Consider the following 26234-nt stretch of genomic DNA (forward strand, 5'->3'; position numbering starts at 1 on the left):
GCAGTCCAGCTGACAAATCGAACTTGCCCGCTCGGTGTCGGCGCACTAGATGCGGTCACAACCATGTGGTCGGCCAGGTGTTCTCGGTGTCCGCCGACATGTCGACAGAAGGCGGCGGCTCGTCCTCGAGAGGGGGTTCTTCTGGCATGGGCGGCATCGCCGGCGTGGCGGTCGGCCGCGCACGAACGCCTCCCTGGCGGGCCGCCTCATATGCCGTCAAGGGAAGGGCGGGCATGGTTTCGGATCCGGGTCGCCAGGTCCACGCGTCGAGCGCCGATTCGGAGATAAGGAGGTCCAGCTCAGCCTGGTAGCTCGAGGAGGCCTCCGGCGGCACGACATAGAGCGCGGTGCCACGCTCCGCGTCGGTCAGCAGCGCGGTGGCGATGGGGTGTTTTGCCGTCTGGTTGTAGCGCAGGCATTTCTGGTACCGGCGCTTGGCGAGCGTCTTGAGCAGCGCGTGATCGGAGAGCGTCTCGAACGGGATCCACGAGTCAGTCACCAGCATCATCGAGACTTCCTGCACGGTTGCGATGCCGGTGGCCGACACGCTCGCGGTGGCGATCACCATGAGGTGGATGCCTTCCGTCGCCGCCCAGATTTCGAGCTCGGCTGCGAAGACCTTCTCGATACGTTTCTTGGTCTTCTCGTCGATCATCAGGCCGAAGTCGGGCAGGTGCTTGATGACCAGCTTGAAGCCGAAGCGCGCGGTGGCGATCTCTTTGAGTTCGCCGATTACCAGCACGAAGTGCGGCTTGCCGGATTCGGAGACGGAGATCCGCGCGAGGCGCTCGGTGCGACGCTGGGCGATCAGGTCCTTCTGATCGCCCACGAACATCTCGGGGATGTACAGCAGATCCTCGAGGTTCATCTTCTTCGCGTTCTTGCCGGCAGCGGCCAGCAGCAGATACTTGCGCACCACGGACCAGTTTCGTTTGCCCGCCATGTTGGGCGACCAGCGATTCAGCTGCGCTTGCTCCCAGAGGTAGTGCAGCAGCCCGCGCAGGGTCAGCTTCTTGCCATCGGCCTTGATGCTGTCGGGCTCATTACCCGAAGGCTCCGGCATCTCGCGCGCCGGGCCCTTGGCCAGGGCGAAACCAAATTTGAGCGTGACCTGGCCCGACTCCGGATCCTCCACGATCGCCGAGCCGTCGACGTCCCCGAAGCCGCTGAGGCCCGGCGGCGTCTCGAACGAGTCGCAGCCCAGTTTGTGCTGGGTGCCGGTGCCCGGCATGCGCTTGACCTGGTAGCGACCTTCGAAGCGCGCGATGTACATCGGAACGGGTGGGACCGAGCACAGGCAAAGTGGACGCGCCTTGGCCTCGTGCGCGGCCGGCAGCTTGGCGAGGAAGCTATTGCTGTCGCCGTCGTACTCCTGGCCGTCCAATTCAAAGCGTTGCATGGTGGCGCCCCAAGTTAAGCGCTGGCCAGGAGTTTGCCCGTCCCGCGCGACGATGCGTTAGCGTTGCGCCTTGCGGGCTCGTGAACGTCGAGGCCACGCGCGCGGGCCTCGATCAGCAGCTGTACGAGCTCCTCGGCTTCGTCCGCGGAGATGTCGCCGGCGATCGCCGCCGACACGATGCTGCGTGGGGTCACAGGCTTGCCACTGCGGAAAATCTGATCGGTCATGAGATGGATCCTCGTGTTCGGATGGAGGAGGGCGATCAATCGCTGCCCGGCGGCGTATCGCCGAAGATCGTGCCGCTAGCGATGGCGGTCAGCAGCTCGCGGGCGTAGTCGATCGACGGGATGGATTCCCCGAAGTACGCGTCGACGCCATACGGGTTGGTGCACCACAGGCCTTCGCCCTCGATGTAGTCGAAGGTGTGGCCGTCGGCTTCGGCCGATTCACCGGCCGCCAGCAGTTTCACGAAGGCTTCGGGAGTCGGCAGATCCAGCGCGGCCCAATCGCCGGCGGCGATCGCGGCCTTCACCTTCGAGCGCCGCTCGTCGGCCGCGCGCTCTTGCGCCAGTTCGGCATCCACGGACACCAAGGCGTCAGCTAACTCCGCTGCATCGCTGGCTTGCTCGACCTCGGTCAACAGGACCTCGCTCTCGAAGGCGTCTTGCAGCATCGGGACGTCGGCGAACAGCCGGGGGCATTGCAGATCGTGAGCGCCGACCAGGACGAGGTCTCGCCCGAGATCCCGGGCACCGAAGCGCGCGCGTCGCAGGAGCTCGTTGCGCACGTCGGATCCCTCATCCGTGGCGCAAATCGCCGTTGCGTAGTCAACGCGGGCCTGCAGGGCGCGCGAGAAGGCGACCGGCACATCGAGGCGGCGCTGGCCGATGGCCGCGGCGATATCCCGTTGGGTCTGTTTTTTCGATTTCATGGTTTTCCCCTTGGTTACCAAACGAAGCCAGCGCCGACACCGGCGGCCACCGTGCCGCGCGAGTCGGTTGAGCCGTTGGCCTTCAGAATCCACCGGCCGGCGTAGGTCGAGATCCCAAGCGCCATCGCGGACTGGCCGCCGTAGGTGCCGCCACCGATCGCGACCATGCTTCGCCCCGGCGCCGGCGCCTGAGGCAAGCTGGCGATCGCGACGGCCGCGGCGATGCCGCCATTGGCGTCGCGCCGATCGTGGTCGAGCCGGTTGCTCAGGTTCGTGACCGAGTCGTTCAGCTGCTGGACGTTGACGGCATCGGTCGGCGCCGTGCCGGCGGACACGTTGGCCAGGACACGCGTCGTTCCGGCCGTCGCGTTGCCGATCGACACCGAGTCGTCGCGGTCGGCCACCGAGCCGGCACCCAGCGCCACGGCATTCGCGCCGGTCGCGCTTGCGTTGCTGCCGACGGCAACCGAGTCCGTGCCGGACGTGGCGGCGCCGGTGCCCAGCGCAGTACTGCGATCGCCGCTGGCGGCCGCATTGCTGCCGACGGCAGTCGCGTCGGCGCCGGTTGCGATCGAGCCGCCGCCGGTGCTGTTGAAGGCGGCGTATTTCAGGCTGCCTTGCCCGGGTTCCGGGATCGTCTGGCTGAAGCTCGAGGGCAGGATGGCGCCGAGGCGCGAGGAGAGGGCGTTGATCGCGGTGGTGTTGGCCGTGACGGCCGCGTTGGTGGCGAAGAGCTGGGCGCCGTTCACCGCGTCCGAGCTGGCCGCTGTCAGCGCGCCGACCGCTAGGTTGTGGATCGTCACCGCCGAGCCGGCACCGAGACCACCCAGGGTCACGCTGAGCTTGGTGGGGTCGTCATAGGACAGCGTGCTGCCGGCGATCGTGTTGACCGTGCCGATGACCTGGTCCAGCTGGCCAACATTGACCGCGTCGGTGGCGTTGACGCCGGCGGCCACCCCGGATATCCGCCGCGCGCCGGCGGTGCCGCTGACATCGAGCGTGGTGCCGCCCGTGGTGGCGCCGACCGTGATCCCGCTGGCGTTTTGCTGAACGAGGCCGACCGTGCCGGCCGCGAGCTGGCCCGCCAGCGAGGAAACGGTCTGGTTCGTGGCAAAGAGCTGGCGCCCGGAGACGGCATCAGTACTGCTGGCCGAAAGGGTCGCGTCGGCCACATTCGTGAGCGTGACCGGCGTGCCGGCACCCGGCGCGCCGAGCGTGATGCGCGTGCGGGACGCATCGTCGTAGGACACCGCGCCGGCGCCGACGGCCCCCACTGCGGCCGCCACGCTCTGCAGCTGCTGGAGGTTGACGCCGTCGGTGGCGTCCGTCCCGGCTGCGACGCCCTTCAGCTGGCGGGCGCCCGCCGTGCCGGCGAAGTTCACGGCCGAGCCGGCCATGCCGGCACCGACCTGGATAACGCCGGTGCCGAGGCCATCCGCTTGCTGCACCAGGCCGACCGTGCCGGCGGCCAGCTCGGACTGCAGCGCTGCCAGGCTCGTGCCATTGCCGGACAACCCGGTGGACAGCGACGATACCGCCAGTCCCGTGGCGGTCGACAGGGTCGAGACGGCCGCCGCGGTGACGCCGATCGCCTGGTTGGTGGCGTAGAGCTGGCGGCCGGCCACAGCGTCCGTACTGGTGGCCGACAGCGACGCATCCGCGACGTTGTTGAGCACGACCGGCGCGCCGGCGCCCGGTGCGCCGAGCGTGACGCGCGAATGGGACGCGTCGTCGTAGGCCACGGCGCCGGTGCCGACGGTGCCCACGGCAGCCGTGACGCTCTGCAGCTGCTGCAGATTGACGGCATCGGTGGCATCGGTGCCGGCGGCCACGCCCTTCACCTGGCGGGGGCCGCCGCTGCCGCGCAGATCCACGGCGGAACCGCCGGTGCCCGCACCGATCGTGATCAGGCCGGTGCTGGCATCCTGTTGCACGATCCCGACCGTACCGGCCGCCAGACTCGATTGCAGAGCCGCCAGCGTCGTCCCGCTGGTGGCCAGCCCCGTGGACAGCGACGTGACGGCCTGCGCGGTGCCGGTCGAGAGATTGGCGACCGCCGCCGAGGCTGCGGCCTGGCCGGTCGACAGGGAGGTGAGCGCAGCAGCGCTGCCGGTGGACAGGCTGCCGAGCGCCATCGTGGTGCTGGCCAGCCCGTTGGTGAGCGAAGCGACCGACTGGTCGGTGGACGTCGACAACGACGCGATCGCGCTGCCGACTGCCGTGGTGGCTTGCTCGGCCGCGTACAGCTGCCGGCCGGCCACGGCGTCCGTGCTGGTGGCCGACACGGCGGCATCGGCCACGTTGGTGAGCGTCACCGGCGTGCCGGCGCCGATCAGCCCGAGCGTCACCCGCGTGTGGGAGGCGTCATCGTAGGCAACGGCGCTCGAGCCGACCGCGCCGGTCTGCGCCGCCACGCTCTGCAGCTGCTGGAGGTTGACGGCGTCGGTGGCGTCGCTGCCGGCGGCCACGCCCTTCACCTGACGCGCGCCGGCGGTGCCGGCGACGTTGAGGACCGTGCCTGCGGTATCCGCACCGATCGTGATCGCACCTGCGCTGGCGCCGCTGGCTTGCTGCACCAGGCCGATCGTGCCGGCGTTCAAGCCGGCCCGAAGCGCCGATATCGTCGTGCCGTCGCTGGCCAGGCCCGTCGACAGCGACGTGATCGACTGTGCCGTGCCGGTGGACAAGCTGGCCAGCGCCGTGTTGGCGCCGGAGAGACCGGTCGACAGCGAGGACTCGGATTGAGCCGCCGAGGTGGACAGCGACGTGAGCCCGTTTGCCATGCCAGTCGACAAGCTCGATATGCCAGCGGCGTTCGCCGTCACGCCCGTCGACAGCGACGTGACGATCTGCTCGGTGCTCGTGGACAGCGTGGCAACCGCCTGCGCGGAGCTCGTCGAGAGCGACGAGAGATTTGCCGCCGTGCTGGTCGACAAGCTGGCCAGAGCGGTGTCGGTGCCGGCGAGACCGGTAGAGAGGGAGGCCGCCGATTGGGCCGCCGAGGTAGACAGCGAAATGAATCCATCTGCCATGCCCGACGACAAGCTGGCGATGCCCGCCGTGTTGCCGGCCACGCCGGTCGACAACGATGCAACGGCGCTCCCGGTGCTGGTGGAGAGCCCGGCGATCGCGCTGGCCGTGCCGGTGGAAAGGCTGTTGAGCGCTGCATGGGTGCTGTCCAGGCCTGTCGACAGCGAGGCGATCGATTGCGTCGCCGCCGTCGACAGGCTGACGAGGCCGGTGGACAGGCTGGTGATGCCCGACGCATTGCCGGCCACGCCCGTTGACAGTGATCCGATCGATAGATCTGTGGCGGTCGATAGCGAGGTGAAGCCGTTCGCCACGCCAGTCGACAAGCTCGCAACGCTGGCGCCGTTGGCAGCAATGCCGGTCGACAGCGACGTGACCGATTGCGCGGTGCTCGTGGACAGGCTTGTCGCCGCCTGGGCGCTCGACGTCGACAGAGATGACAACCCCGCCGCAACACTGGCCGACAGGCTCCCGATCGCCGACGTGCTGCCCACCAACCCCGTCGACAGCGACGAAACCGATTGCTCGGTGCTGGTGGACAGGTTCGCGACCGCCTGAGCATTCGACGTCGACAGCGAGGCGAAGCTGGAAGCCGTACCGGTCGAGAGGCTCGCGATGGCCGAGGTGCTGCCGGCCAGGCCCGTGGAGAGCGACGCCATGCCACTGCCCACGCCAGTCGAGAGGCTCGCGATACTCGAGACATTCCCCGCCACGCCAGACGAGAGCGATGCGAGCGAGCTGCCAGTGCTGGAAGACAGGCTGGAAAGCGCGGTGCCCGTGTCGGCCAGGCCGGTCGACAGCGAAGCCAGCGATTGTGCCGAGGTGGTGGAGAGCGAGGCGAGACCGGTGGACAGGCTGGTGATGCCGGTCGCGTTGTCCGCCACGCCGGTCGCGAGCGACGTCTGGGACTGGCTGCTCGAGGTCGACAGACTGCCCAGCACCTGTCCGACCTGGTAGAGCTCGGAGCCGTTGACCGCGTCCGTACTCGTTGCGGTCACCGAGCCAGCCGCGACGTTGGTGATCTGGCGGGGGGAGCGGGACTGCCCGAAGCTGACCACGCCGTTCGACGTGGTGCCGGCGACGGCATAGTCTTGGCCAGCGATATTGATGCTGCTGAGCGGATGCGCGGACCCTGTCACGGAGCCCGCGCCAATGGCCACGTCGCGAGGATTCGTCGCGATCGAGGACGTGCCGATCGCCAGGCCTTGCTGAGCCAGCGCGGCCGACGAGGATCCGAGGGCCACCGCATTGGTGCCCGTTGCGGTGGCCTTGAACCCCAGCGCCACTGCGCCACCCTGCGTCGTGCCGGGCGAATTCGCGAGCGCATTCAACCCGATGGCGAGGTTCGCTTGGCTGGTGCTGCCACTCGAATCGATGCCAGCCGTCGTGCCGTTACCGATCGCGATGTTGCTCTGGTCGGCGGCCGTCACGCTGTAGCCGATCGCCGTGGCATACGAGCCCGCCACTGCCGTGTTCCCGATGGCCACTGCGTTCAGTTGCGCGATGGACGACGTCCCGAGCGCCATCGAGTCATCGCCCGCGGCTGTCGAGCTGTAGCCGATGGTCACCGCGCGCAGGCCGAGCGACGAGACTGCCGTGCCTTCGGCAATCGAATAATCGCCCGACGCGACGGCGCCATTGCCGTTTTGGATCGCACCGGCACCTTGCGATTGCGCAGGCGCCTGTCCGGATACCGATGCGAGCGCGGCGGCGATCGCGATCGATATCCCGGTGCGTTTGGGTCTTTTCCTCACTTTCATTACAATCCCCGCTTAACATCGAGATCCCGGATTACGGGACGTTTACGCCTGCGCTTGCGCAGGACCTGGAGCCCTCTGTTCCTGTCTTCCGCCAAGATTCCGGGAACAGAGGGGTGTCTTTTCAGGTGCTTCAGCGTCGGCCTGGCCGAGCCGGCTGCGGCGCATATCGAGCACCGCGCTCTCGTAGGCCGCGCGCAGCATCGGGATATCCGCGATCAAATTCGGGCACTCATAGCTGTCCTGTGCGGCATGCGCTCGCCCGAGCGCAATCGCGTGCTGCCTGGCGGCCGCGAGATGGGTGAACCACGCAGGCGAGCCGATGTCGGTCGTGCAAACGGCATAGGCGTACTGCACCCGGGCCTCGAGCGCTCGCGCGAAGGGCGACAGAACCGGGCTCATCGGCTGGCCTCCGACTGGCCAAACAGCGCCGCTGCAATCACCGGAAAGGTCCGTTGCATGGGCGGGTAGCAGATCTGGTTGACTGCGCAGCCTTGGTAGCTCACGGTCAGGCCGAACATGTCATGAGCGTTCACCGGCACGCGCAGCGTGACCGCGTGCTCAAAGACTTCCACCGGCCGGCCTGCGGCGGGGTCCGGCACGACCTTCCCAGCGCGGTGCTGGATGGCACCGAGCCGCGCCTGGCCGTCGTCGCTCGTGACGCGGAAGCGATCGCCATACAGCCGGTAGCCGTCGGCGATCGCGAAGTGCAAGACAACGACGCCCGGCTCTTCGGTCATCCGAACGCGGAACGCCTGATCCGGCGAGAGAAACGCCTGCGCCTGGGTGGCGGCCGCACCCATGCAGCTCAGGACACAAGCAAGCGCGCTCGCTGCGAAAAGCCGGCGCAGGGATCGACGGGTGGCGCTCATCGCGCACCTCGCATCAATTTCGATTCGATCCACATCACCCCACGCAGGACTGGCAGCGCGGCAAAACCCCACAGATAGATCGTGCTGCCGCCGAGCATCGTGTCGGCCGACATATCGAAGATGACGTCCGGCAGCGCCTCAAACGTTGATCCAGGGTGGATCTCGCTGAACGTCAAGGCCAACCCGAGCGCGCCGAGCAGGCAGAGGCAAAGACCGAAGTCGCGCAGATAGCGCTGAGCGCGGCGCAAGGCGCTCCACGAACCGCGCTGGGTGCAGCGCAGACGAAGCGCCGGCGCGAAGAATGTGGCGGCGACAAGCAATCCAGCCACCACGGGCTCGATACCGTCGAGGAAGCTTTGTTGGTCGACAGCGGTGACCGGAACGCCTGCCGAGGTGCCGAGTGCCAGCACCGCGAGCATGGCGATCACGTGGCGACGTTGCACCGGCCGTCGATGGGGGCGGACGCGCATAGGGGACGTTCCGTTAGTCGCGGTTTGCATGGGGGGAGGGCGCCTGCGGACCGGACGCGTGGAAGATCACATCGGGATGGCCGATCACGTAACGCAAAGCGTCTTGGCTGCCGGCTGCTGCAGCTTTCAACATGAGGTCGACACCAACGGCCGCTGGCGCGCCGTGTGCGGGCAAGACAGCGCCGGATGCGTTATCGCGCTCCGCAGGCTGCCGGCGCGCGACGGCCGGATCCGGATTGACGAGGATCAGCGTGTCCTTGGGCCACACGATCGGGGCCGCGGCCTGCCGTCGCGCCATCGACGATGCTTGTTGTCGACTCATCCTAATTGCCTCAGTTGTGAACTGTTTCTGTCAAAAAAGGCCAGCCGGGCCACCCGGCTGGCGTCAAAGGGAAGTGCGAATGGAGACGCACACTTCCGAGCGAAACTGGCTTACTGGCCGATGCCTCCCTTGGCCACGTCGGTGGTCTCGGCGAAGGTGTATTTCTTGACGACGCCGCTGTCATCGAACAGCACCGTCAGGGTTTTCTTGCGCACGTCTGCGCCGTGCGCGAAGGCGCCGACGATCGGCACGAAGTTGATGGCGTGCGGCGTGGCGTGGGCGAGTTCATACGTCCAGATCTCGAAACCGGAATCGGTGAAGGTCGTCTTGTTCGGCGAGCCGAATGCGTCCTGGACGTCCTGCTTCGTGCTCTTGCCTTGCGTGATCTGGCTCTGCACGCTCGTCTGCGTCGCCGATTCGAGATGCTCGTTGCCCGTGGTGGCGCAGCCCGTCAGCAGCGCGGCGGCGGACAGGGTGGCGATCAGCAGTGCGTGTTGGGTCAGCTTCATGGTCTACCTCGTGTTGTAGTGAAAAGGGGAAAACAAGGTGTCGTGTCGTCGGGCTAATACAGGCGACCGCCGCGCTCGGCCTCGCAGACTGCGCGGTACCAGTCGTCCATGTGATGCCTCACCTGCAGTTCGACGTAGCTGATGTAGGGCCGGCACCAGACATAAAGGAGCGAGACAACCGTGCCGGTGAGGGCGTACATCGCGAGCCAGTCGCGCGGCACAAAGGCGATCGGCCGATCCAGGTCGAACCCGCCGGCGACCAATTGCGCCCACAGAAAGAGTGACGGCGCCCACGCCAGCCAGCAGAGTGCGACCCACTGAGCGACGTAGCGGACGGCCCAGCTCGCCTCGATGCGCAGCAGCCTTGGGCTCGTCCACATCTGCAGCCGCACCTGTCGGCGCTCATCGAGATAGAGGCGCGTGAAGTGCGGTACGGCGCGAACGCGCCTTGCTCGCGTGAAGGGGTACATGGGCTCTCCTATCGCTCGAGCGAGTGCTGGTGATCCTGGACGCGCTCCGCCTGCTCCAGGTGCTGCTCGTGGTCCTTGACCTGGTGCAGGGCGCTGTCCGGGGAGTAGTGGATCGCCACCTGCTCGCCCACCTCGATGTCGCGCGACAGTCGCTCACGCGGATAGACGATCCCGACCGTCTGGCCGATCTTCACGAGCGAGTGGTGGGACGAGTTGGCTAGGACCTCGCCGCGGTAGTGGCGCTCCAGTTCCTGCGCATCACGCAGGATCAGGTTGTGCCGATCGCCGGCCAGACCGATCGCGCGGCGCGACACGTCATCCGGCACGTCGCCCTCGGGAAGCTGGCCGCGGTGGATCTGCTCCGACAGGTTCGCGCGCTGGATCTCGGAGCTCGGCACCGTAGCGAGTTCGGTTTGCGTCTCGAGGTGGTGGTAGGCCGCATCCAGTTCGGGGAAGAGGGCGAGCGCCTGGTCACGGCCGAGCGTGTCGAAGGCCCTGCCGCGTTCGGCGTCACGCGCGTGGTCCACGGTCCGCCGGCGCGGGTCGCGGGCGGTATCGACACCGCCATCCGGCTCCGGCGCTTTCTCGGCCTTGGCTGGCGCGGCCTGGCGGCTCAGCTCCTGGCCGCGCGCCTCACGCATCGGCTCGATACCACCGGGATCGAGGACCACCACGCGACCGTTGATCACGCCCAGGTTGTCGGCGCCCTTGTCACCCCAGTGATAGCCCTGGCGCTCGAGGGCCGCTGCCATGCGGTCCGCGTCGGCGGGCGTGATACCACGCGTCTCCGCGCGTGGCATGACCTCATAGCGCAGGCTACCCGCCTCACCGCTGGCCACCGGCTGCAGCACCTCGGGGATCTTCGGCCGCTGCACCAGCTCGCCCGTGCCGAGCCGAACCACGTGTTTGTCGTCGGCGGCCAGCACCACCGACGAGGCGCCGGCGTCCAGCGGCGTGAGGTGGGTCAAACCGAGCGCACGAAGCCGCGCCTCGAGGGCGGCGAAATGGGGCGAGTTCGCAATGTCCTGAGCGACGGGATCCGGATAATGGCCGCCGAGGTTGGGTACGTTGCGGGTCATCGAGCGCAGGACCTCGCGCAGGCTCCGATCGGAAGACGGCTCGATTGCGGCCCGCGCCCGGCTGGGCGCTGTCTGTGCAATCGACTGGCGCGCCACGACCGCGTACTCTCGACGCAGGGCAACGTCGGCAATATCGGGCGAGGGTGCGCCTCGCGCGGTGCGCAGCGCGAGGATGTCGCCGAGCATCGCGGCGTGGTCAGCGATCTCCTCATGGGTCATCGGCCGACCGCGCTCGCGCGTGATCGCGTCGGCGGCCGCCGGCGGCTCGCGCCAGTCGCCCTGGTGCAGCTCGTTGCGGTAGATCTCGCGATGGTGCCGATCCACGATCCGGATCCGGTTCACCGCCTTCTCGCGCTCGAGCAGGGCGACCGTCTCGACCATCCCGGCATAGGCCTGATCGTGCTGCTGAGGATTGACCACCCGTCCGACGCCCGTGGTGGCGATCTCGCGCTCCGTGCGCATCTGGGCGCGCGCCAGCGACACGTCGCCCGGCATGGCCACGCCGCGTACCTCCAGCGTGTAGCCGCGCTCGTTGAGCCGCCGCGCGAGGTTGCGCAGGCTCTCCGGGTTGCGCATCGTGCCGTCGATCACGAGATTCCGACGCGCTTCGGACGCGGCATCGGTCAGCCGCCCCGACCAGCGGCCGGCCTCGACGTGGGTCAGGTCTGCGGCATGTTGAGGGTTCTGGCGAAGCAGCTGGCTGTACTGGGGGAGGTTCTCGCGCATGCGGTCGGCGTCGACCAGCACGGCGCCGCCGCGCGCGCCGAGCTCCGCCATCGCCTGCCGCGCGAGCGCGGTCTTGCCGGCGCCAGGCTGGCCGCCCAGGAGAATGGCGGTCGGCGCCGCCTGCTCGCGACTGCCCTCCAGCGCCTCGCGCTCCACGCGGGCGTAGGCACGTTGCATCACCAGATCCGGGATCGTGTCCATGTCGCGCTCCGGAATCAGGCGAGATCCGCGTTCAGCTGGCGGGCACGAGGGCCATAAAGCGCCAAGGCCGTGGCGATCGCCGGTGCGTCATCCGGCTGGAGCGCATCCCGCGCGGCGACCAGTGCCTTGCGCTCGGCTTCGGCCGTGGTCGCGCGCGCGACATCCGGCTCACGCTTCATCTCTTCCTGGGCGATCACCGCGACCTGGTGGGCAATCAGCTGTCCGATCGTTTGGCTGGCGACTTCGTAATCAACGTGAGGCATGGTGTTCTCCTTGAGCAAAGTGGGGGGATGAGCGGCGCATGCCGATCAACTCGCCGTATACGGCTTCGATTCGTTCCAGAGCCGCGTCCACGCGGCGCGCACGGCCGCCGCGACGATCGGGTGATGCCAGATGACGAGGACGTTCTCGGCGTTGTGATAGGCGCCGGCCTGCGTGTAGTTCATGGAGCCGGTCTGCGTGGTGTCGCTGTCGGCGACGATGAACTTGTCGTGCATGAGGGGTACGGCCAGGTCGATCCGGACCGGGATGCCCGCTGCGGCGAGCTCACCGAGCTTGGAGCCACGCCCATCGAGCTGGGACCGGTCGAGAACCACGCGCACCTGGACGCCGGCGCGGGCCCGATCGATCAGGTGGGTGACGATTCGACGGTTGGTGAGCTCGTAGGCCGCGACGTCGAGCTCCGACTGCGCGCTGTCGATGACGCGAAGCACGAGTGCCTCGGCCTGGCCGTCGGGCGAGGTGGCGAATTGCACGGACGCGCGGTCGCTCGAGGCAGACGCCTCGGAATGGCTGACACCGTCGGAGGTCCGCTTGAGGGAACCGGTCAGGTTGCCGACGGACGTCGACAAGCCGCCTAGATCGGGCAACGCGCCGTTGTGCAACAAGTAGTAGCCGCCGCCGGCGAGAGCTGCGACAACGAGAAAGCCCTTCATGCTGGCCTCCCGCCGTGCAGGTGCTGACCGGCGCTGGCGAAGGGCGCGGAACAGGCGTCGTACCCGTGGGCGGAGGCGCAGGCGCAAAGCAGCAGGGCGGGAATCGTGAGCGCTGCGAAACGCACTCGGCTCACCGCAGAAAATCTGCGAATACGCGGCATGAGCGAATTAATGCCACGCGTCATTGTGTTATGGCGGATTCGCTTGCCACTACGCCAAATGAGGCGTAACGTCAACATTAATTGCGTACGGGGACGCTTACCATCATGGACTATGTATTCAGCATTGCCTTCGCTGGCTTTTTCGCCTTGATTTACTCGGTTTTTACGTCGTTCATTGCATCGAGGAGTGGACGACCTATTTACCGGAAAATTATGTGGGGCTACTTGGCCGTGATGTTCGTCGCGGCTTCTGTCATTCTCTTCGACCAATTGCCACCGGAGTGGCTGATTTTCGGTGCAATCTTGACGAGCCCAATCGGGGTATTGGTTGAGTTTGGTATTGCTCTCATGCTTCGACACGTCACCTTGGCGAACGGGCATAGCACTGACGCTTGGAGTAACCCGAGCTTGCGCCGAGATGCACGAACCGACTACTTCACCGGCTGGTTCTGGCGTGACAATCAAAATCGAATTAATCATCGCGATTGGTATTAATAAGCGTGTGTCGGGCTGTGGGGCCGGGAGGCCCCACGTTTCATTGGTCACGGTCGTCGTCAGGTGAACCATCGCTGCCCCGGCTACCGTTCTCACGTTGGCCTGTTTCCCCAGATGCTCGAGAAGCCCCGATCGACGCCGGGAGGGCGCTTGACGACGTCGCAGGTCCTCTGCTCGCACCGTCACCCGGAGGAGACATTGCTCGACCATCCGTTGGCTGGCGCGGCGTAGGGGGCCCGATAGGCGTGGAGCCGACCTCGCTGCTCATCTGCTCATCTGTCCTACGGCGCCCCGTTTCTTTCGGCGCCGAGTCAAATCGCTCCTCACTTGCCGGCAATGGAGTTCCGTTGCGCGATACAGATGGCTTAGGCACGCCGGGCGACTCAGCATCGCGAGTACCGCTCTGCGCGTTGGGCGTCGCTACCGCATCGGCCGGCAACCCAGGCACGCCGAGAGAGCGAGCATCGGTTGAGACATTCAGTCCTCCGGGTTTCCCGGGAAACCCCGTGGATCCTGTTATGTCGCCAATGGGCAGCGGATCAGCGGCCACAGATCCAGCAAAATTGATCGGTTTCACTGCCGGCGGCTGCTTCGGCTTCGGATCACCGAGCGACGGCAAAGGTCGATCAGGTTGAATGCCCTGCCCTTGTCCGGCCGATGAGGAGACCTTGCCGGCATCCAACGTCACAATCCGAAAGTTCGCTTCCGACAGGCGCGCGGGAACGGACGAGGCACCGGGTCCGAGGCCACCCTGCAAAGCGCCCTGCGTCGGTCCGACGTTGCCGTCGCCCGGATGCAAGAATCTCTCGATCGCAGCCGACGGAGCGTCGCCGCCGCCCGGCGGTACCGCTGTTAACGCAAGGTCATTGCGCCAAGCCTCAAACGGAGCACCAACACTCGAGGTCGAAGCCCGTGCAGCCCCTGGCGTCGGTGTCTGCAAAGACGACGGTGAAAGTGGTCGACCAGGCGCCTGCTCAGGCGACATGAGTGGTTTGTTTTCGGCGGACGGATCAACGTGGTCACGCACCTGCTTGATCGGCGCAGCAGCATCGGCAGACACACGTTGCTTCATCGCATCCACGCGTTGCCGTGCATCGGAGGCGACCTCGGGCAGCGGGGTGGAAACGTCGAGGGCGCTTGTGTCAGCAGGCCCTACTGCGCCAGCGAAGCCTTGGTAGGCTGCAGCCGTGTCACTCCTTACCGAAGTCCGATCGAGTCGATTCTGACGAGCGACGTCGGCCTGACCAACCGGAAGGGCAGTTCCGTCTCGAGCCGTTGTCGGCAGCGTGGAGTTTCGCGAAACGACGTCCCGCATGGAGGCATCTTCTGACACAAGGCGGGAAAGGTCGTCAGCAGACAGCGTCATCAACTGGCTATATCGCATGCCGTTGCGCGCGGCTACCCTCTGCAAGTTCTCGGGTGTCATGAGGTTCGTCGAGGTATCGACCCGTGAAACCACTTGAGTCGAACCACGCTGCCGCACCTCAGAGCTGCGGGACAAGTCGACGGAGGCGCGGCTACCTGTGGATACCTGATCCGTCAACGACGCCGAGCGGTCTCTACGAGTGTGCTGACCCGAATCCATGCCGGTCGAGTCGGCGTGAGTCTGCGAACCTTCCGCTGAAACTTGATCGTTTTCGCTGTATCCGCCCTGCGACAGGTATTGGTCAACAAACCTCTGAGCATTCGAGTTTCGCCACGACTTTGTATAGCCGCCCTCACCGGAAATATCGAAACCAATTCTTGCGCTCGACCTCCCTTTCCCAGTGCCGCCGCCGTTCGCGTAATCTGCGGCAGTCACCTTAGATCGGTACGCGTCGCGGATTGCCTGAATCTCTTGGGGCGACTTCCCAAGAGACTCGGCCTTACGCGCGAGTTTGTCTTCCTCAGTCTGGCTGAATAGCGGCGAGTTTGTGGCGGGATTGGCTGGCCCCGGCGGGCCATTGCTTCCTGGAGCCTGGCGTCCTCCGCCTGCGTTTTGGCCGGGCGTGCCAGCAGGCAGATCTTGTCCGAACGACTTTTCAAATACTCCGCCGAGCATGCCTGAAATTTTTCCGCCCGCGGTTGTCGTTCCCTCGACAGCGTGCCCGTCATCTGCGGCATATTGCTGATCAACCGAAGTGCGGCGCTCTCCTAAGCGGCTGGTCGACCCCCGCGTTCCGGTACTGGATTCGTCCGCCACGCGCTGCGTGGTGCCGCGCTCTTGGCTGTTGGACACGCTGGACGTGCCCGAGGCGATCTGCTCCCGTCCCGAAAAGGCTGAGCTGGTCTGGTTCGACGACACGCCCGTCGACGAATCGGTGCCGAGCGAGCGCTCGAACGCTTGTTGCGAGGTGGCCGACACGCCTAGGCTGTTCTGATAGTCGGTGCGTGCGATGAGCCCGTTCGAGAAATTCGTGAAGGCGGACCCGGTGCCGGTGTCCACGTTCATCGACCCCGTGCGAGACTGGACCGTGTTGTCGAATTTGTTCGCCGAGGTCACGTTGCGCGACGCGCTGTCGATCGACGACGAGTCCATATGCACGTTGCCGATCGACTCGTTACCCTGGGCCTGCTGGCCGCCTATCTGCTGCGCGGACCCGGTCACGGCTCCGGTAAGCATCGAGAACGCGCCGTTGAGGCCCGCGCTGGCGACGTTCAAGATCCCCCAAGCAAGGACCGGCACGATGATCACCATGTAGCCCAGCAGCGCCTGCTCATCGATCAGCGTCGAACCAAACTTCGCCGCCATCCCGAACGGCACGCCATTCTGCAGCGACATCGAATGCATCACGTGGCTCAGCCGAATCATCGACAGGCCGTTGATCATCGCGAACAGCACAGGCCAGAGCGACACCCAGCCGATGGTCTTCCCGTACATGGCCAGGATCCTCTTGGCCGCGTCCCCGCCACTGACCAGGCACATAATCAAAACGAGCGGGCACACGGCATAGATCACAGCCTCGGCGTAGTTCCGCACCGTCGGCAGGGTGTCCTTGGCCAGAATGGCGACGCTGGCCAAGGACCCGTTGGTGGCCACGGCCGCCTGCGCGGAGCTCATCAACGCGTTGACCTCGGCCACCCGCGCCGGATCGTTCAGCATCGCGGGCAGCTCGGCACCGGCCTGACGCCAGACGTTGTTGAACATGGCCTGGCGCAGGGCAGACGACGCGTTCTGCGAGGATTGCAGAATGAACCCGTAGGAATCGCCGATGGCGTTGACGAACGCCGCCTTGGCTGCGCCAGGGTCCGAGATCTCCGGGTACATCTCACTGCCGTAGACCTGCTCGGCGGACTGCTCGGCATCCTGCACCCGGATCAGCAGCAGCGTGCCCGTCGCGGAGCAGGTGTCGGTCGTCGGGTTCGCCGTCAGCGTGTTGGTCGTCACATACCGCGCCGGGCTGGTCGACGTGAACACCGTATTGAACGGATCGGTACCGTTCATGATGGTCTTCGGGTCGATCGCCCCATCCTGGATGTCGTAGACCGTGCATTCCTTGAAAAACTGCATCAAATCCGCATGCAGGCCCGGATCGGTGATCTCGGCCTGGTTCACCTTCTTCAGGACGGATATTCCGAAACCGACGTCCCCCTTCTTCAAGGTGAGAGAATCCGGGACGCTGAACACGGTTTCGTAGGTTTGCGTCAGCACGCGCGAGATGGGCGTAAAGCCCTGTGCGAGCGCGGCCAGGAACACCGGCACATGGTCGACCTCGCGCGTGGGCTGTACGTTATTGACGTCCGAGATAAAGACGTTCTCCACCGGTGCCAACAGGAGCTGCGTCATCAGCATGGCGCCGGCGAACCAGCGGAAGAGTTCAGTGCCCTTGCGGCCGATGGCGACGACGGTCCAGATCACCACGCCGCACAGCAGGGTGTACCTGATGAGCCCCGTCCAGGTGCCGCTACCCATGAACGACGCGACACCCTGCATCACGTAGTACAGGGAATCGACATTGCCGTAGGTGTCGATTTCCATGTTCATTGGGTGCCCCCCGACGTCAGGGTTTGGCCGAACGCGAGCGAGCTGCGCAGCGAGGCCGAGACGTTGGCATGCACGGCACGCTCGATCGACTGAAGCTGCTCGACCAGCGCCCATGCGTTCGACGTCTGGCTGAAGGCCTGCATCACGACGCTGCGTGCCTCGGCTTCGACCGTGTCGATGTTGCCGTTGAGCTTCGTCGCCTGGTCGAGCAGGGAGGTACTCGACTTCACCGTGCTGTAACGGGCGATCGCGCGGCGCAGATCCTCGGCCGAGCCGTGGATATAGGCCTCGGCATACTTGGCCGCGATCAGAGACTGGTAGGTGCTCAGCAGCTGGTCAGCCAGGGCCGAATTGTTCAACCGCGTGCCGATCGCGATCATCTTGTAGACCGGCAGGTCGGTCATGCTGAGGAACCGAAACGTGTCGTCCGGGTTAGGGATCGCCGAGCGCGACGCGATCGCGTTGGTGATCACCTGGAGCTTCTGCTGGACGAGCGTGCGGAAGGTGGTGTAGCCGATCTCCTGCACCGAGGCGTTCAGGCACTTCGACGTCTCGTCGCAGACGTACACCTGGATCGTGCCGCCCGTGTCGGACGACGGATCGTTGCCGACGAGCTCCTGCACCGACAGGCTGCCGATGCGTGGCAGGAATACTGGGTTGACTTCGCTGCCGCCGGAATCCGACGGGTCTGGGAAAATGACGGTGCCGACGAGCGACATGAGAAATTCCCGGTCGGAGTCGCTCAGGTCGGGCAGCTGCTGCAGCGCCTGCCAGGTCACGTTGCCGTAGGGCTGCTTGGCCGCCAGGTTCGCATTCGACGCGGTGGCCGTGTTGATCGTCTGCGCAGCCTGGGCGGCGCTGTTGCCCGTGTTCGTCCAGGCGTCGGTCATGTCCGAATACAGGTTCGTGAACGGCCCGAGCGTGTCGGCCAGGTTGGTCTGCTCCTTTTTCCAAGCAACGGGCGTCACGGCATTGACGATGCCCTCGGCGGCCTGGCACGAGTCGATGTTCATGCGATTGACATCGCGCGCGATCGTCTGCAGCGATTGCATGACGTTGTCGCAGGTCGGGCAGAGGTTCTGCAGCGCCAGCTTGAATGCATAGCCCAGCGCATTGGAGCCAATGTTGCGCAGCAGGGCGACGAACTGCTCCTTGTTGATGAAGCTGAAGCCGCCGGCGAATAGGTCGATGCCGCCGCAGCCAGCACCCCAATCCGGGGCGGTAACGCTGGCGAGCTGGTAGGTCTTGTGGGGCGTGCGCATGAACACGCTGCCGCCGCTGTACATGTCCATCGTCTCGCCCTGGAGCGCGCGCGGGCTCGAGACGTTGCCCATCGCGTTGATCGAGTCGAACACCTGCTGCATCGACATCGCCTGCGCGCAAGCGGGGGCGACGATCATGATGGCGGCGACGGCTGCGGCAATCCAGCGGGTCGGTTTCATTAGAAGAGCTCCCCGGGCTTCGAGGCCGTCAGGACGAAGATGCGATCGATGATGTCTTGGAGGGACAGCGTTCCGGAACCGATCATGGCGTGGTCGCCGGTCTCTTTCGACGCGATGAAGAGCGCCGGCACCTGCTGGACGCCCCAGGTCGCAGCCTGTCCCTGGTCCGGCGTTGGGCTCGGGAATCCCGGGATGCCGCGGCCGTCGAGCGAGACTGGCAGCACGTCGATGCCGTAGCGCTGGGCGAGCAGCTGGATCGTGGGCGCCATCGCATGGCAGTACGGGCAGTCCGAGCGGAAGAAGAAAATCAAGCCATGCTTCTCAGCAAGCCCGCGCAGCTGGGCATCCTGGTCCGAGTCTCGGACCTGGTCATAGGTATGCACCGCCACGTTGTTGGTCGGGCGCTTGAGGGAGTAATCGAGGCTCGGGTTCTGCCAACGCTGCCGCTGCCAAATGTCAGCGAAAGTTGCACTCTTCTGTTGGATGTACATCGAGAGCTTCATATAGGCGCGCAGGTGCTCCGGCGACGGATCCATGGTCGCGACGTCGAGCCGGTGCTTCAACATCTCGCGCATCTCGTCGGCCGACTTGATCTTGTCAAAGTCGTCGGTGTCTTCCAGCTTCGGCGCGCTCGCCGCTGCCGGCGCCGCCGGCTTCTCGTCGTCGCAATACCAGTTGAATTTCGCCTGGCCGTCGCATTGCCAGGCGGACGGATAATCGCCCCCAGCGGCATCCGCGGCCGACGACATGATGGTCCCGACCACGATCGTGCTTACGATTGCGAGGCGGGCATATTGCAGCCGTGTCATTGCTGTACCCTCCCGTCTCTCGAGGCCGGGCCGGCGACACCGGCGCGACTCTCGTTAAGGCCGATCGGCGGCACGCCATCTCGGCAGTAATTCATCTTCAGGTCCAGCCGGCCGCTGGTTTCCCCGGCATCGGTCTGCACCCCACGGATGTCAAACAGCACATCCAGCCGCTTGCAACCGGCGCGCGGCAGGTCGCCGATCGGGCGTGCGGTGACGTAAACCGGGCCATTGGCGTGCAGCTTCTCGGTCAGCGAATGGGCAACAGGGCCGCGCAGGGCACCAAACGAGGTGCCGTGATCGATCGCGTCGACCAGCACGGCGCTGAAGTCGTCATAGCTGCTGGCGCGGGCTGTGGGTGCGGCCGCCAGCAATGCCACGGCGGCGACGTGGAAGAGAAGCCGTTTCATTGGGATACCCCCTTGCCACTGCTGATCGCCTGCTGCACGCGCTGCAGGATCGCGTCCTGGTCGACCGCCTTGGACTGAATGGAATTAACGAACTCGGTGAAGTCGATCTTCGAGAAATCGATCTGCTGCAGCTGGTCAGCGGTGAACCCGCCGCAACCGGCGAACGGGATGCCGAGCTGGGCCTTGCCCTGCTGATTGACGATCTTCGCGATCAGGGAGTTGAAGCAGCAGTAGCTCTTCTTCTCCTCGACGCACACGCCGAGCACGCGCTTGGAGCAGCCTTGGTTGTATTGGACGCACAGGTTCTGACCGCGCTTGAGGCTCAGGACCTGCTCGTCCTGGCTACAGGCAAGCCACATTTGGATCAGCTGGGCGGCAATTTCGGCAGCGAAAATCGTCGGATTGAACTCGACGAATTGAAAGCCGTTGGACAGCGAAAACGAGAACTGAAAGCCATAGACGCCGAACGTCCCTGGCTTGTCGAGCACGCTCGTGGCCCACGAGCCCATCTGGCGAAGGCCGGAATTCACCAGCGTGCTGTCGACCGTCTGGTACAACTGGTCATAGACGTACTTCGACCCGAGGGCGATACCCTGCTTGGCCGCGCTGCCGGCAACCGAAAGCCCAGCGCTGACCGCCGCGCCGGAGATTGCGTTGTTGGTGTACGCTCCGCCGCCGCCATTGCTCGTGCAGCAGCTCTTGATCTCGACGCCGCCCAGCACCTTGATCGAGCAGCTGCTGTCGTAGCCCTTGAAGATGTTGACGTTGCCAGCGCCGTCCACGCCGTAGGCACCGGCCTCTCGGCCGGTCTCGAGTCCACTCACGACCTGGCCGAGCGCCCCATCCGGGCTGCTGCTCGAGGAGAAGCAGCCGGCGCCCGGCGCGCACATCGTGTTGGTGCATTGCGTGACCGTTGTGGTGTGCGCAGGCGTATCCAGACACTGGTAGGTGTATTGCATCGTGTCGCAGCTGCCCGGCGACGCATCGTTGTACGACACGCACTGCTGGTCGACCAGGCCGCACCCTTGCTGCTGCAGCGGCGTACAGTCGTTGACGGCCGACGCCGCCTGGCATTCATACGTATCCTGGTAGTTCCAGCAATCCTGGTAGACCGAGATCCCGTTGATCACGCGGGTCGCCGCCGGCTCGACGCAGGTGGATCCCGTCAGCTGGCAGGTCGGCACCGCCTCGGCCGCCGGCGCGGCGAGCAGGGCGACGGCCAGGCCGACGCCCTGGAGAGCGCGCGCGAGGTGAGAAAGGGCGCGAGCCATCATTGCGCCGCCCGCTGCTCGAAAGAGGTGCACTGGTCGATCCAGTTCGGCGTGCAGGTTGCCGTGCAGATCTGGTTCAGCGTCAGCTGGACGCGCGCGTCGCCGCCGCCGTCGAACCCGTAGCCCCCGATCGCCGCCTGGATCTCGACGGTGTTGACGCCCTCGTGCAGGTACTGGCGTATGTCGGTGTTCGGCGAGATGGTGGACGGGTTGCCCTCGTAGTGGGTGCCAAACCGGAAGAACGCCCGATATTCGGTGAGGCCGCCGTCGGCCGTGAACGCGGTTTTATCCGAGCAGACGCTCCGAATGCCGTTGCCCGTGGGGCCGCTGTTGAATACCGCGCCGGCGAGCGGCGCCGCCAGATTGCCAGCCGAGAGGCTGCCGGGGGTGCCGTCCGAATTCGGCGGCAACTGCGCCTGGCCACACTGCAGCACGCGGCCGCCGTCCGGGGCGTCCGAATAGACCGTCACGCCATTGACGTCGACGCTGCGCAAGGTGTTGCTCGCCGTGATCTGGCTGATGACGGCCGTGCCGATCTGCCCGAGGTTCTGGACGGTGAAGCTCATCGAGCTCGAGACGGTGAAGCCGGTATACCCCGTGTTGTCGTGATAGCCGGTGTCGGCGCCGAAATTCCACAATGCGGAGTTGGACGCGAGACGCGACGCAAATCCGCCGTTGAAGCTGCCCTCGACGACGCCGCCGGCGGCGCAGCCTTGGTACGGCTCGGTACAGACCGGATCGTTGATGCGGTTGCAGGTATAGGTCTGCGTGCCCACCGCCTGCTCGCAGGTCTCCTTCTTGTAGGTGGCCGGCACGGTCGACGTCACGTTATGGCAGTCCTGGGTGCTGGTGGTCGTGCCCGGGTTATTGATCGTCCCGGTGCTGCCGGTGACGATCGGGTCGCTCGCCGTGATAGGCAGACGGTTCGGCGGCTTCTTGGCCAGATAATTCACTGCGTCGCATTCCTGCTGCCAGTAGGCGCTGGGATTGGCCGGCTGCGTCGAGCAATCGGCTTCCTTGCCCGTCCCGGCCGGGCCGAGCGCGCCCTGGCCGCCGCCATACAGCGGCGTCAACTGGTCGTCCTGGTTCGTGTAGTTCGGCACGTTCGCGCCACCGCCGGAAATGCTGCCGTGGGCGGCGTTCATGCCGGTGGTCCCGAACGACTGGCCTTCGCCGAATGCGGATGTCGTGGACGGGCCGTCCGCCAGCGCGCGGACGCCGACCGCCGCAAGAGCTGTGGCGATCGCGAGCGGCGCGAAACGGCGCAGTGTCGACGTCGTAGGCATCACTCGACGTCCCCCAGGGCGCGCAGGTAGCGGCCTGCGATACCGGCGTAAGATGGGCTGTGATCGACGATCTGGCGCAGGGCGTAGGCAGGCGTCACGTCACCCGAGATCGAGACGTAAGAAGACGGCAGGGCGCACCCGCTGCTGTCGACCTGGTTGCTAGCGTCGCCGCCTTGGGTGACCACGAAGGCCGGCACGCGGGCGACGCGATACTGGGTGAACGCCTTGGGATTCACGACGATGCCGCCGGAGGCGATGCCAAGCCGCTGCATTTCAGCCGCGGTGGCCTTCAGGGAGTCGTCCTTGAAGCCTCGCATCACCACGGTGCCGCCGGCCTGGTTCATTGTCTTGACCAGGCGAACCAGCGAGGCGGCCGGCATGGAGAAGCTGGCGAACGCCACGAACGAGTCGGTCACACGGCGCTGCGTCCGGCTCTCATAGCGCTTGGCTACCGCAAGCGGATCCGCACTCGCCGCGCCTGGCGCCGGCGTGGGCAGATTGGGGAAGGCATTGCCGTCGTGCGCCGCCTTCGCGGCCGCCTGGCCCATCTGACGGTCGCGATCGCCCTGGATGCGCCGCATCTCCGCATCGATCGTACCGGAGGCCGGGAATGCCCCTCGGAAGCGGTCGGCGCCGCTCGCGGCAGCGTCGAAGGTCGCCTGGCGCGACGCGTTGATCTGCTGCTGCTCGCGCGCGAGCGCATCGCTCGAGACGGTCTGTCCGACGGCGGGAAAGGCGCCAAGCAGGATCAGGCCCGCCGCGGCCATGGAAAGGGAAAGCCGGTTCATTGGGGCAGATCTCCGAGATTGGCGCCCATGCAGCAGTTGCGCTTGCGGAAGATCTCGTAGGCGAAGTCCTCGCCGGTGTAGGGAATCATCTTCCCGGCACCCCACAGGGCGGAGCTGCGCCCGTAAGGCTGGCAGCACTGGCCATTGATCTTGTCGGTCTGGGCGACCGGATAGAGCATCGTGTACTTGTATTGGGTCTTGTCCATCACCGGCTGCAGGTAGTAGCCGCACATGGCATCGTCGCCCGTCGTGCCCCACATCAGGCCTTCTCGATGCAGCTTTGCTGTCATGCGCTCAACCAGCAGTGAGGACGCCTGGATGGCCGACACGTGGGCCTGGACGTGGCCATTGAACGGATAGATCGAGCCGTTGCAGCCGGCGCACCAGAACAACAGGTTGCTGCCGAAGCCAAGGCTCGAGAGGACGCAGTCGCCGGCGCACGCCGCTTGTGCGATCGGGCTGCCGAACAGATACGTCTCCGGCTCGAGGAGGGCGGTCAGGTCGTCGTCGCTCCAGGTCGGATCGACCTCGGTCATGTAGGCCACGTCGAAGCTGCCGGTCTCCATGCAGGGATCGTCGAGCAGGATCTCGGTGTAGTACATGACGGGGTCGGTGTACCAGTGAACCTGGTAGAAGCTCTGCTTGGTGTCGTCCTTCTGTTCCCGCACCTCACCCTCCGGCGCGCGGATGCCCGGATCCAGTGAGATCCCGCCGAGGGACACGAAACAGTAGGGCGAGCGCGTGACGTCCACGCGCCGGATCGGCTCCCAGAAGCTGAACTTGACGCCGAACGTGCCATTGCAGAAGCAGAGGAACCCGCCCGGGTTGGTGGTGTCGTCTTGGCCTTGGCTGAGGAACGTCACGCTGCCGATGGCCATCGGAAACGCGCATTCCCAACAGATGTCGGTGATTGGATTGGCGAAGCGGCCAACGCACTGGCCGGCGTCGGCCGGCGCCGAGAAGCTGACCAGGCCCATCAACACGGCAAGCGCAAGGGACCAGCGGCGGAGCATAGCGACCGGACTCATGATCGATCGTCGCCTTGGAACGCCTGCACCAACCTCGCGAGCATGAAACACGGCGCCGCCAGGCACGCAATCGACACAGTCATAACGATCGCAAGCGCACCCGCGTTCACAAGCGAGTTAGCCGCGCCGTCGAGGCCGACAGACTTGAGAAAGTAGTACAACGCAACGAAGGGCGCCACGATAAGTACCAGCCCCAGAACGAGACAACCCAGTGCAATGGTCATTGCCACTGCGTGGTCCGTGACGCGCTGCCTGAGCGTCGTCGGCTCATGTGCCAGCGCCTCATCGTCGACGCCCTCAGTGGCGCCCCCAAGTTGCACCTTCGCGGTCAAGTCAATGTGATCGAATTCGGTCATGCTTGTTTTCTCCCTGGGGGTCATCGCAGCTGCGCTGCCGGCTCTTCCTCGAGCAGCAGCTGGTTGCCTTGCTGGCTGATCACGGCGGGCACGCGGGTGATGCCAAATCGCTGCGTGAGCCGCCCCTGCTGATCGAAAAACACCTGGCGCTTCCACGACTTCGTCAGATCGAACCAGGAGCCGCCCGTGAGAATCGGTTTGACCGCAGTTCCGTCGCGGTCGGCCAGCGCTTGAACTGCTTTCACCTGCGCCGGATCGCGACCGTCGAAAAAGACCAGGCGCTCGTGCAGCGTCACGACGTCGAGCGGGTTGATCCGCGTACCGGCAGGGACGATCACGGCGCCTTCGTCGTTCGTGATGGGCTTGGCGTAGGTCACGGTCGGATCGATCAGCCGGCTCGCGTATTCGGTGACGGTGGACAGGCCGGGCACGGCTGGCAGGTCCTTGATGTCACGCAGAGCGCGCTGGCGCGCCCGCGCCTCGATCGCGGCGAGGCCGCCGTTGGCCTGCATCTCAAGCAGGCGGTGCTTGAGCATGGCGATCGCGTCGTGCTCAGCGATCGGATAGGTCGGCCCGACCACGCCCAGGTCCTCGGCGTGAGCCCCGGCCACTGCGACCACAAACGCGACCAGGCCGAACACAATGTGGCGCTTAGAAAATTTCATAGGCCTCCCCGACAATGGCGGATTGGGGCACGGTGCCGGCGATCGCATAGCGCGAATCGAGGCTGTTAGGGTTGGGCGTGGCTACGAAGTAGTGCCCAGGCGGTATCACGCCAGGAGCGGTCGGAAACAGCGGCAGGCCCGCCAACGAAAGGGGTTTGGCGTAGCCGATATAGGTCTGATTGACCCACACCTCTCGCCCGACGACACGAACGACATCGCCAGGGACGCCTGCGACGTGCTTGATGAACGTGAGGCCAGCTGGATAGGTGGCGCCGCCATGCCAACGGAACGCGATCGTGTCGCCGACGGTCGGCTGGAATGCGCGCTTACGGATGAAGTACAGCGTCCCCGGGAGGCTCGTCGACATGTTGAACGTCAGCCCATACCAAGGCGTGAGGCTCCAGGCGATCGCGGCCGCGAGCGACAACGCGAGCATCGACCGGACGAACCGGCGATAGCGCGCGAGCCGCGTGGCGTAGGCGACGAGGACGATCACTTCGCAATCCCCCGCGACACCTGGTCGGTCAGGTCCGGCGCCGCGCCGGCCAGCACGGCGGCCTTGTTCACCACCACGCAGCCGCACTCGGCACCGAGCTGATCCAGCGCGGCCGACAGGCGCTTGGCATAGTCACCGGCATGCTGGGTCGCCTTGTTCTTCGCGTCGTCGGTCATGTGGACCGGGTCGCCGTTGTTGAAGGTCTTCAGCAGGGCTTCTTGCTCGTCGCTGATGAGCTTCTGCACGTCGACGACGACAACAGGGGCAGTTTGGTGATGGCTTGTCCAGGCCAGGCCGAGGATGCCGCCGAGCACGAGCGAAGTGCCCACGGAAATGATGCCGGTCAATACGAGGTCGTGGCGCAT

The 26234-nt window shown here is 65.7% G+C and carries 26 protein-coding genes; 1 reads left to right on the forward strand and 25 read right to left on the reverse strand.

Going from position 1 to position 26234, the window contains the following annotated elements; genetic code table 11:
• Positions 1-55: 55 nt before the first annotated feature.
• The 13 genes from FB600_RS33145 to FB600_RS33205 form a co-directional block, all read right to left on the reverse strand.
• Positions 56-1399: a DUF1173 domain-containing protein gene (locus tag FB600_RS33145; RefSeq protein ID WP_105829735.1), complete on the reverse strand. Its 1344-nt coding sequence runs from the start codon at positions 1397-1399 to the stop codon at positions 56-58.
• Between the two features lie 14 nt (positions 1400-1413).
• Positions 1414-1626 carry a hypothetical protein gene (locus FB600_RS33150; RefSeq protein WP_126243005.1) on the reverse strand — a complete coding sequence of 71 codons (213 nt, stop codon included), beginning with the start codon at positions 1624-1626 and terminating at the stop codon, positions 1414-1416.
• Between the two features lie 35 nt (positions 1627-1661).
• Positions 1662-2330 carry a hypothetical protein gene (locus FB600_RS33155; protein ID WP_105829733.1) on the reverse strand — a complete coding sequence of 223 codons (669 nt, stop codon included), beginning with the start codon at positions 2328-2330 and terminating at the stop codon, positions 1662-1664.
• A gap of 14 nt (positions 2331-2344) precedes the next feature.
• Positions 2345-7120 carry a beta strand repeat-containing protein gene (locus FB600_RS33160; RefSeq protein WP_105829732.1) on the reverse strand — a complete coding sequence of 1592 codons (4776 nt, stop codon included), beginning with the start codon at positions 7118-7120 and terminating at the stop codon, positions 2345-2347.
• Positions 7121-7162: 42 nt separating this feature from the next.
• Complete coding sequence (locus tag FB600_RS33165) at positions 7163-7519, reverse strand: hypothetical protein (protein WP_063771315.1); 357 nt, start codon at positions 7517-7519, stop codon at positions 7163-7165.
• The gene (locus tag FB600_RS33170; RefSeq protein WP_105829731.1) at positions 7516-7989 is read right to left on the reverse strand and encodes a protein-disulfide reductase DsbD N-terminal domain-containing protein; all 474 of its coding nucleotides are present in this window, start codon (positions 7987-7989) and stop codon (positions 7516-7518) included. The genes FB600_RS33165 and FB600_RS33170 overlap by 4 nt, the downstream gene beginning before the upstream one ends.
• Entirely contained in the window at positions 7986-8408 is a 423-nt protein-coding gene (locus tag FB600_RS33175) for a hypothetical protein (protein WP_105819125.1), read from the reverse strand. Before FB600_RS33175 ends, FB600_RS33170 begins: the two co-directional genes overlap by 4 nt.
• 64 nt (positions 8409-8472) lie before the next feature.
• Complete coding sequence (locus FB600_RS33180) at positions 8473-8781, reverse strand: hypothetical protein (RefSeq protein WP_105819124.1); 309 nt, start codon at positions 8779-8781, stop codon at positions 8473-8475.
• Positions 8782-8891: 110 nt separating this feature from the next.
• The gene (gene bamE, locus FB600_RS33185) at positions 8892-9290 is read right to left on the reverse strand and encodes an outer membrane protein assembly factor BamE (protein ID WP_052142817.1); all 399 of its coding nucleotides are present in this window, start codon (positions 9288-9290) and stop codon (positions 8892-8894) included.
• A 53-nt stretch (positions 9291-9343) separates the two neighbouring features.
• The gene (locus FB600_RS33190; RefSeq protein WP_105819123.1) at positions 9344-9760 is read right to left on the reverse strand and encodes a hypothetical protein; all 417 of its coding nucleotides are present in this window, start codon (positions 9758-9760) and stop codon (positions 9344-9346) included.
• An 8-nt stretch (positions 9761-9768) separates the two neighbouring features.
• Positions 9769-11766 carry a zeta toxin family protein gene (locus tag FB600_RS33195; RefSeq protein WP_105819122.1) on the reverse strand — a complete coding sequence of 666 codons (1998 nt, stop codon included), beginning with the start codon at positions 11764-11766 and terminating at the stop codon, positions 9769-9771.
• A 14-nt stretch (positions 11767-11780) separates the two neighbouring features.
• Entirely contained in the window at positions 11781-12029 is a 249-nt protein-coding gene (locus tag FB600_RS33200) for a hypothetical protein (RefSeq protein ID WP_105819121.1), read from the reverse strand.
• A gap of 45 nt (positions 12030-12074) precedes the next feature.
• The gene (locus tag FB600_RS33205; protein WP_105829729.1) at positions 12075-12701 is read right to left on the reverse strand and encodes a phospholipase D family protein; all 627 of its coding nucleotides are present in this window, start codon (positions 12699-12701) and stop codon (positions 12075-12077) included.
• Between the two features lie 266 nt (positions 12702-12967).
• On the opposite strand from FB600_RS33205, the gene FB600_RS33210 reads away from it, so the two are divergent.
• A complete protein-coding gene (locus FB600_RS33210; RefSeq protein ID WP_105829728.1) occupies positions 12968-13357 on the forward strand; it encodes a hypothetical protein in 390 nt (129 codons plus the stop codon).
• A gap of 40 nt (positions 13358-13397) precedes the next feature.
• On the opposite strand, the gene FB600_RS33215 is transcribed toward FB600_RS33210, so the two are convergent.
• From FB600_RS33215 to FB600_RS33270, 12 genes are read right to left on the reverse strand one after another with little or no spacing between them, the layout of a single operon-like run.
• Positions 13398-17315 (reverse strand): conjugal transfer protein TraG N-terminal domain-containing protein, encoded by a 3918-nt coding sequence (locus FB600_RS33215; protein ID WP_226285239.1) that lies wholly within the window; start codon positions 17313-17315, stop codon positions 13398-13400.
• 2 nt (positions 17316-17317) lie between these two features.
• Complete coding sequence (locus tag FB600_RS33220) at positions 17318-18763, reverse strand: conjugal transfer protein TraH (RefSeq protein WP_105829726.1); 1446 nt, start codon at positions 18761-18763, stop codon at positions 17318-17320.
• The gene (locus FB600_RS33225) at positions 18763-19572 is read right to left on the reverse strand and encodes a conjugal transfer protein TraF (protein WP_105829725.1); all 810 of its coding nucleotides are present in this window, start codon (positions 19570-19572) and stop codon (positions 18763-18765) included. The genes FB600_RS33220 and FB600_RS33225 overlap by 1 nt, the downstream gene beginning before the upstream one ends.
• On the reverse strand, positions 19569-19979 hold the full coding sequence (locus tag FB600_RS33230; RefSeq protein WP_105829724.1) for a hypothetical protein: 411 nt from the start codon (positions 19977-19979) through the stop codon (positions 19569-19571). The genes FB600_RS33225 and FB600_RS33230 overlap by 4 nt, the downstream gene beginning before the upstream one ends.
• Positions 19976-21283, reverse strand: a complete 1308-nt coding sequence (locus FB600_RS33235) for a conjugal transfer protein TraN (protein WP_226285240.1) — start codon at positions 21281-21283, stop codon at positions 19976-19978. Before FB600_RS33235 ends, FB600_RS33230 begins: the two co-directional genes overlap by 4 nt.
• A complete protein-coding gene (locus FB600_RS33240; protein ID WP_105829722.1) occupies positions 21250-22536 on the reverse strand; it encodes a hypothetical protein in 1287 nt (428 codons plus the stop codon). Before FB600_RS33240 ends, FB600_RS33235 begins: the two co-directional genes overlap by 34 nt.
• Positions 22536-23324 (reverse strand): type-F conjugative transfer system pilin assembly protein TrbC, encoded by a 789-nt coding sequence (gene trbC / locus FB600_RS33245; RefSeq protein WP_105829721.1) that lies wholly within the window; start codon positions 23322-23324, stop codon positions 22536-22538. The genes FB600_RS33240 and trbC overlap by 1 nt, the downstream gene beginning before the upstream one ends.
• Positions 23321-24352 (reverse strand): conjugal transfer pilus assembly protein TraU, encoded by a 1032-nt coding sequence (gene traU, locus FB600_RS33250; protein ID WP_105829720.1) that lies wholly within the window; start codon positions 24350-24352, stop codon positions 23321-23323. Before traU ends, trbC begins: the two co-directional genes overlap by 4 nt.
• The gene (locus FB600_RS33255) at positions 24349-24708 is read right to left on the reverse strand and encodes a hypothetical protein (RefSeq protein WP_124084063.1); all 360 of its coding nucleotides are present in this window, start codon (positions 24706-24708) and stop codon (positions 24349-24351) included. The genes traU and FB600_RS33255 overlap by 4 nt, the downstream gene beginning before the upstream one ends.
• 20 nt (positions 24709-24728) lie before the next feature.
• Positions 24729-25373 carry a type-F conjugative transfer system protein TraW gene (traW, locus tag FB600_RS33260; protein WP_036052618.1) on the reverse strand — a complete coding sequence of 215 codons (645 nt, stop codon included), beginning with the start codon at positions 25371-25373 and terminating at the stop codon, positions 24729-24731.
• Positions 25360-25869 carry a S26 family signal peptidase gene (locus FB600_RS33265; protein WP_098183346.1) on the reverse strand — a complete coding sequence of 170 codons (510 nt, stop codon included), beginning with the start codon at positions 25867-25869 and terminating at the stop codon, positions 25360-25362. The genes traW and FB600_RS33265 overlap by 14 nt, the downstream gene beginning before the upstream one ends.
• Complete coding sequence (locus FB600_RS33270) at positions 25866-26234, reverse strand: TrbI F-type domain-containing protein (RefSeq protein WP_105829718.1); 369 nt, start codon at positions 26232-26234, stop codon at positions 25866-25868. Before FB600_RS33270 ends, FB600_RS33265 begins: the two co-directional genes overlap by 4 nt.

It is taken from the genome of Burkholderia sp. SJZ089, assembly GCF_007828315.1.
GTDB lineage: Bacteria > Pseudomonadota > Gammaproteobacteria > Burkholderiales > Burkholderiaceae > Burkholderia > Burkholderia gladioli.

Excerpts from the sequence above, each read along its gene's own strand:
- FB600_RS33220 (WP_105829726.1), bottom strand. The coding sequence starts at position 18,763 with ATGAAACCGACCCGCTGGATTGCCGCAGCCGTCGCCGCCATCATGATC.
- FB600_RS33160 (WP_105829732.1), bottom strand. The coding sequence starts at position 7,120 with ATGAAAGTGAGGAAAAGACCCAAACGCACCGGGATATCGATCGCGATC.
- FB600_RS33155 (WP_105829733.1), bottom strand. The coding sequence starts at position 2,330 with ATGAAATCGAAAAAACAGACCCAACGGGATATCGCCGCGGCCATCGGC.
- FB600_RS33255 (WP_124084063.1), bottom strand. The coding sequence starts at position 24,708 with ATGACCGAATTCGATCACATTGACTTGACCGCGAAGGTGCAACTTGGG.
- trbC (WP_105829721.1), bottom strand. The coding sequence starts at position 23,324 with ATGAACCGGCTTTCCCTTTCCATGGCCGCGGCGGGCCTGATCCTGCTT.
- FB600_RS33150 (WP_126243005.1), bottom strand. The coding sequence starts at position 1,626 with ATGACCGATCAGATTTTCCGCAGTGGCAAGCCTGTGACCCCACGCAGC.
- FB600_RS33210 (WP_105829728.1), top strand. The coding sequence starts at position 12,968 with ATGGACTATGTATTCAGCATTGCCTTCGCTGGCTTTTTCGCCTTGATT.
- FB600_RS33200 (WP_105819121.1), bottom strand. The coding sequence starts at position 12,029 with ATGCCTCACGTTGATTACGAAGTCGCCAGCCAAACGATCGGACAGCTG.
- FB600_RS33175 (WP_105819125.1), bottom strand. The coding sequence starts at position 8,408 with ATGCTCGCGGTGCTGGCACTCGGCACCTCGGCAGGCGTTCCGGTCACC.
- FB600_RS33165 (WP_063771315.1), bottom strand. The coding sequence starts at position 7,519 with ATGAGCCCGGTTCTGTCGCCCTTCGCGCGAGCGCTCGAGGCCCGGGTG.
- traU (WP_105829720.1), bottom strand. The coding sequence starts at position 24,352 with ATGAGTCCGGTCGCTATGCTCCGCCGCTGGTCCCTTGCGCTTGCCGTG.
- FB600_RS33190 (WP_105819123.1), bottom strand. The coding sequence starts at position 9,760 with ATGTACCCCTTCACGCGAGCAAGGCGCGTTCGCGCCGTACCGCACTTC.
- FB600_RS33270 (WP_105829718.1), bottom strand. The coding sequence starts at position 26,234 with ATGCGCCACGACCTCGTATTGACCGGCATCATTTCCGTGGGCACTTCG.
- FB600_RS33225 (WP_105829725.1), bottom strand. The coding sequence starts at position 19,572 with ATGACACGGCTGCAATATGCCCGCCTCGCAATCGTAAGCACGATCGTG.
- FB600_RS33145 (WP_105829735.1), bottom strand. The coding sequence starts at position 1,399 with ATGCAACGCTTTGAATTGGACGGCCAGGAGTACGACGGCGACAGCAAT.
- FB600_RS33215 (WP_226285239.1), bottom strand. The coding sequence starts at position 17,315 with ATGGAAATCGACACCTACGGCAATGTCGATTCCCTGTACTACGTGATG.
- FB600_RS33240 (WP_105829722.1), bottom strand. The coding sequence starts at position 22,536 with ATGCCTACGACGTCGACACTGCGCCGTTTCGCGCCGCTCGCGATCGCC.
- bamE (WP_052142817.1), bottom strand. The coding sequence starts at position 9,290 with ATGAAGCTGACCCAACACGCACTGCTGATCGCCACCCTGTCCGCCGCC.
- FB600_RS33205 (WP_105829729.1), bottom strand. The coding sequence starts at position 12,701 with ATGAAGGGCTTTCTCGTTGTCGCAGCTCTCGCCGGCGGCGGCTACTAC.
- FB600_RS33230 (WP_105829724.1), bottom strand. The coding sequence starts at position 19,979 with ATGAAACGGCTTCTCTTCCACGTCGCCGCCGTGGCATTGCTGGCGGCC.
- FB600_RS33170 (WP_105829731.1), bottom strand. The coding sequence starts at position 7,989 with ATGAGCGCCACCCGTCGATCCCTGCGCCGGCTTTTCGCAGCGAGCGCG.
- FB600_RS33180 (WP_105819124.1), bottom strand. The coding sequence starts at position 8,781 with ATGAGTCGACAACAAGCATCGTCGATGGCGCGACGGCAGGCCGCGGCC.
- FB600_RS33195 (WP_105819122.1), bottom strand. The coding sequence starts at position 11,766 with ATGGACACGATCCCGGATCTGGTGATGCAACGTGCCTACGCCCGCGTG.
- traW (WP_036052618.1), bottom strand. The coding sequence starts at position 25,373 with ATGAAATTTTCTAAGCGCCACATTGTGTTCGGCCTGGTCGCGTTTGTG.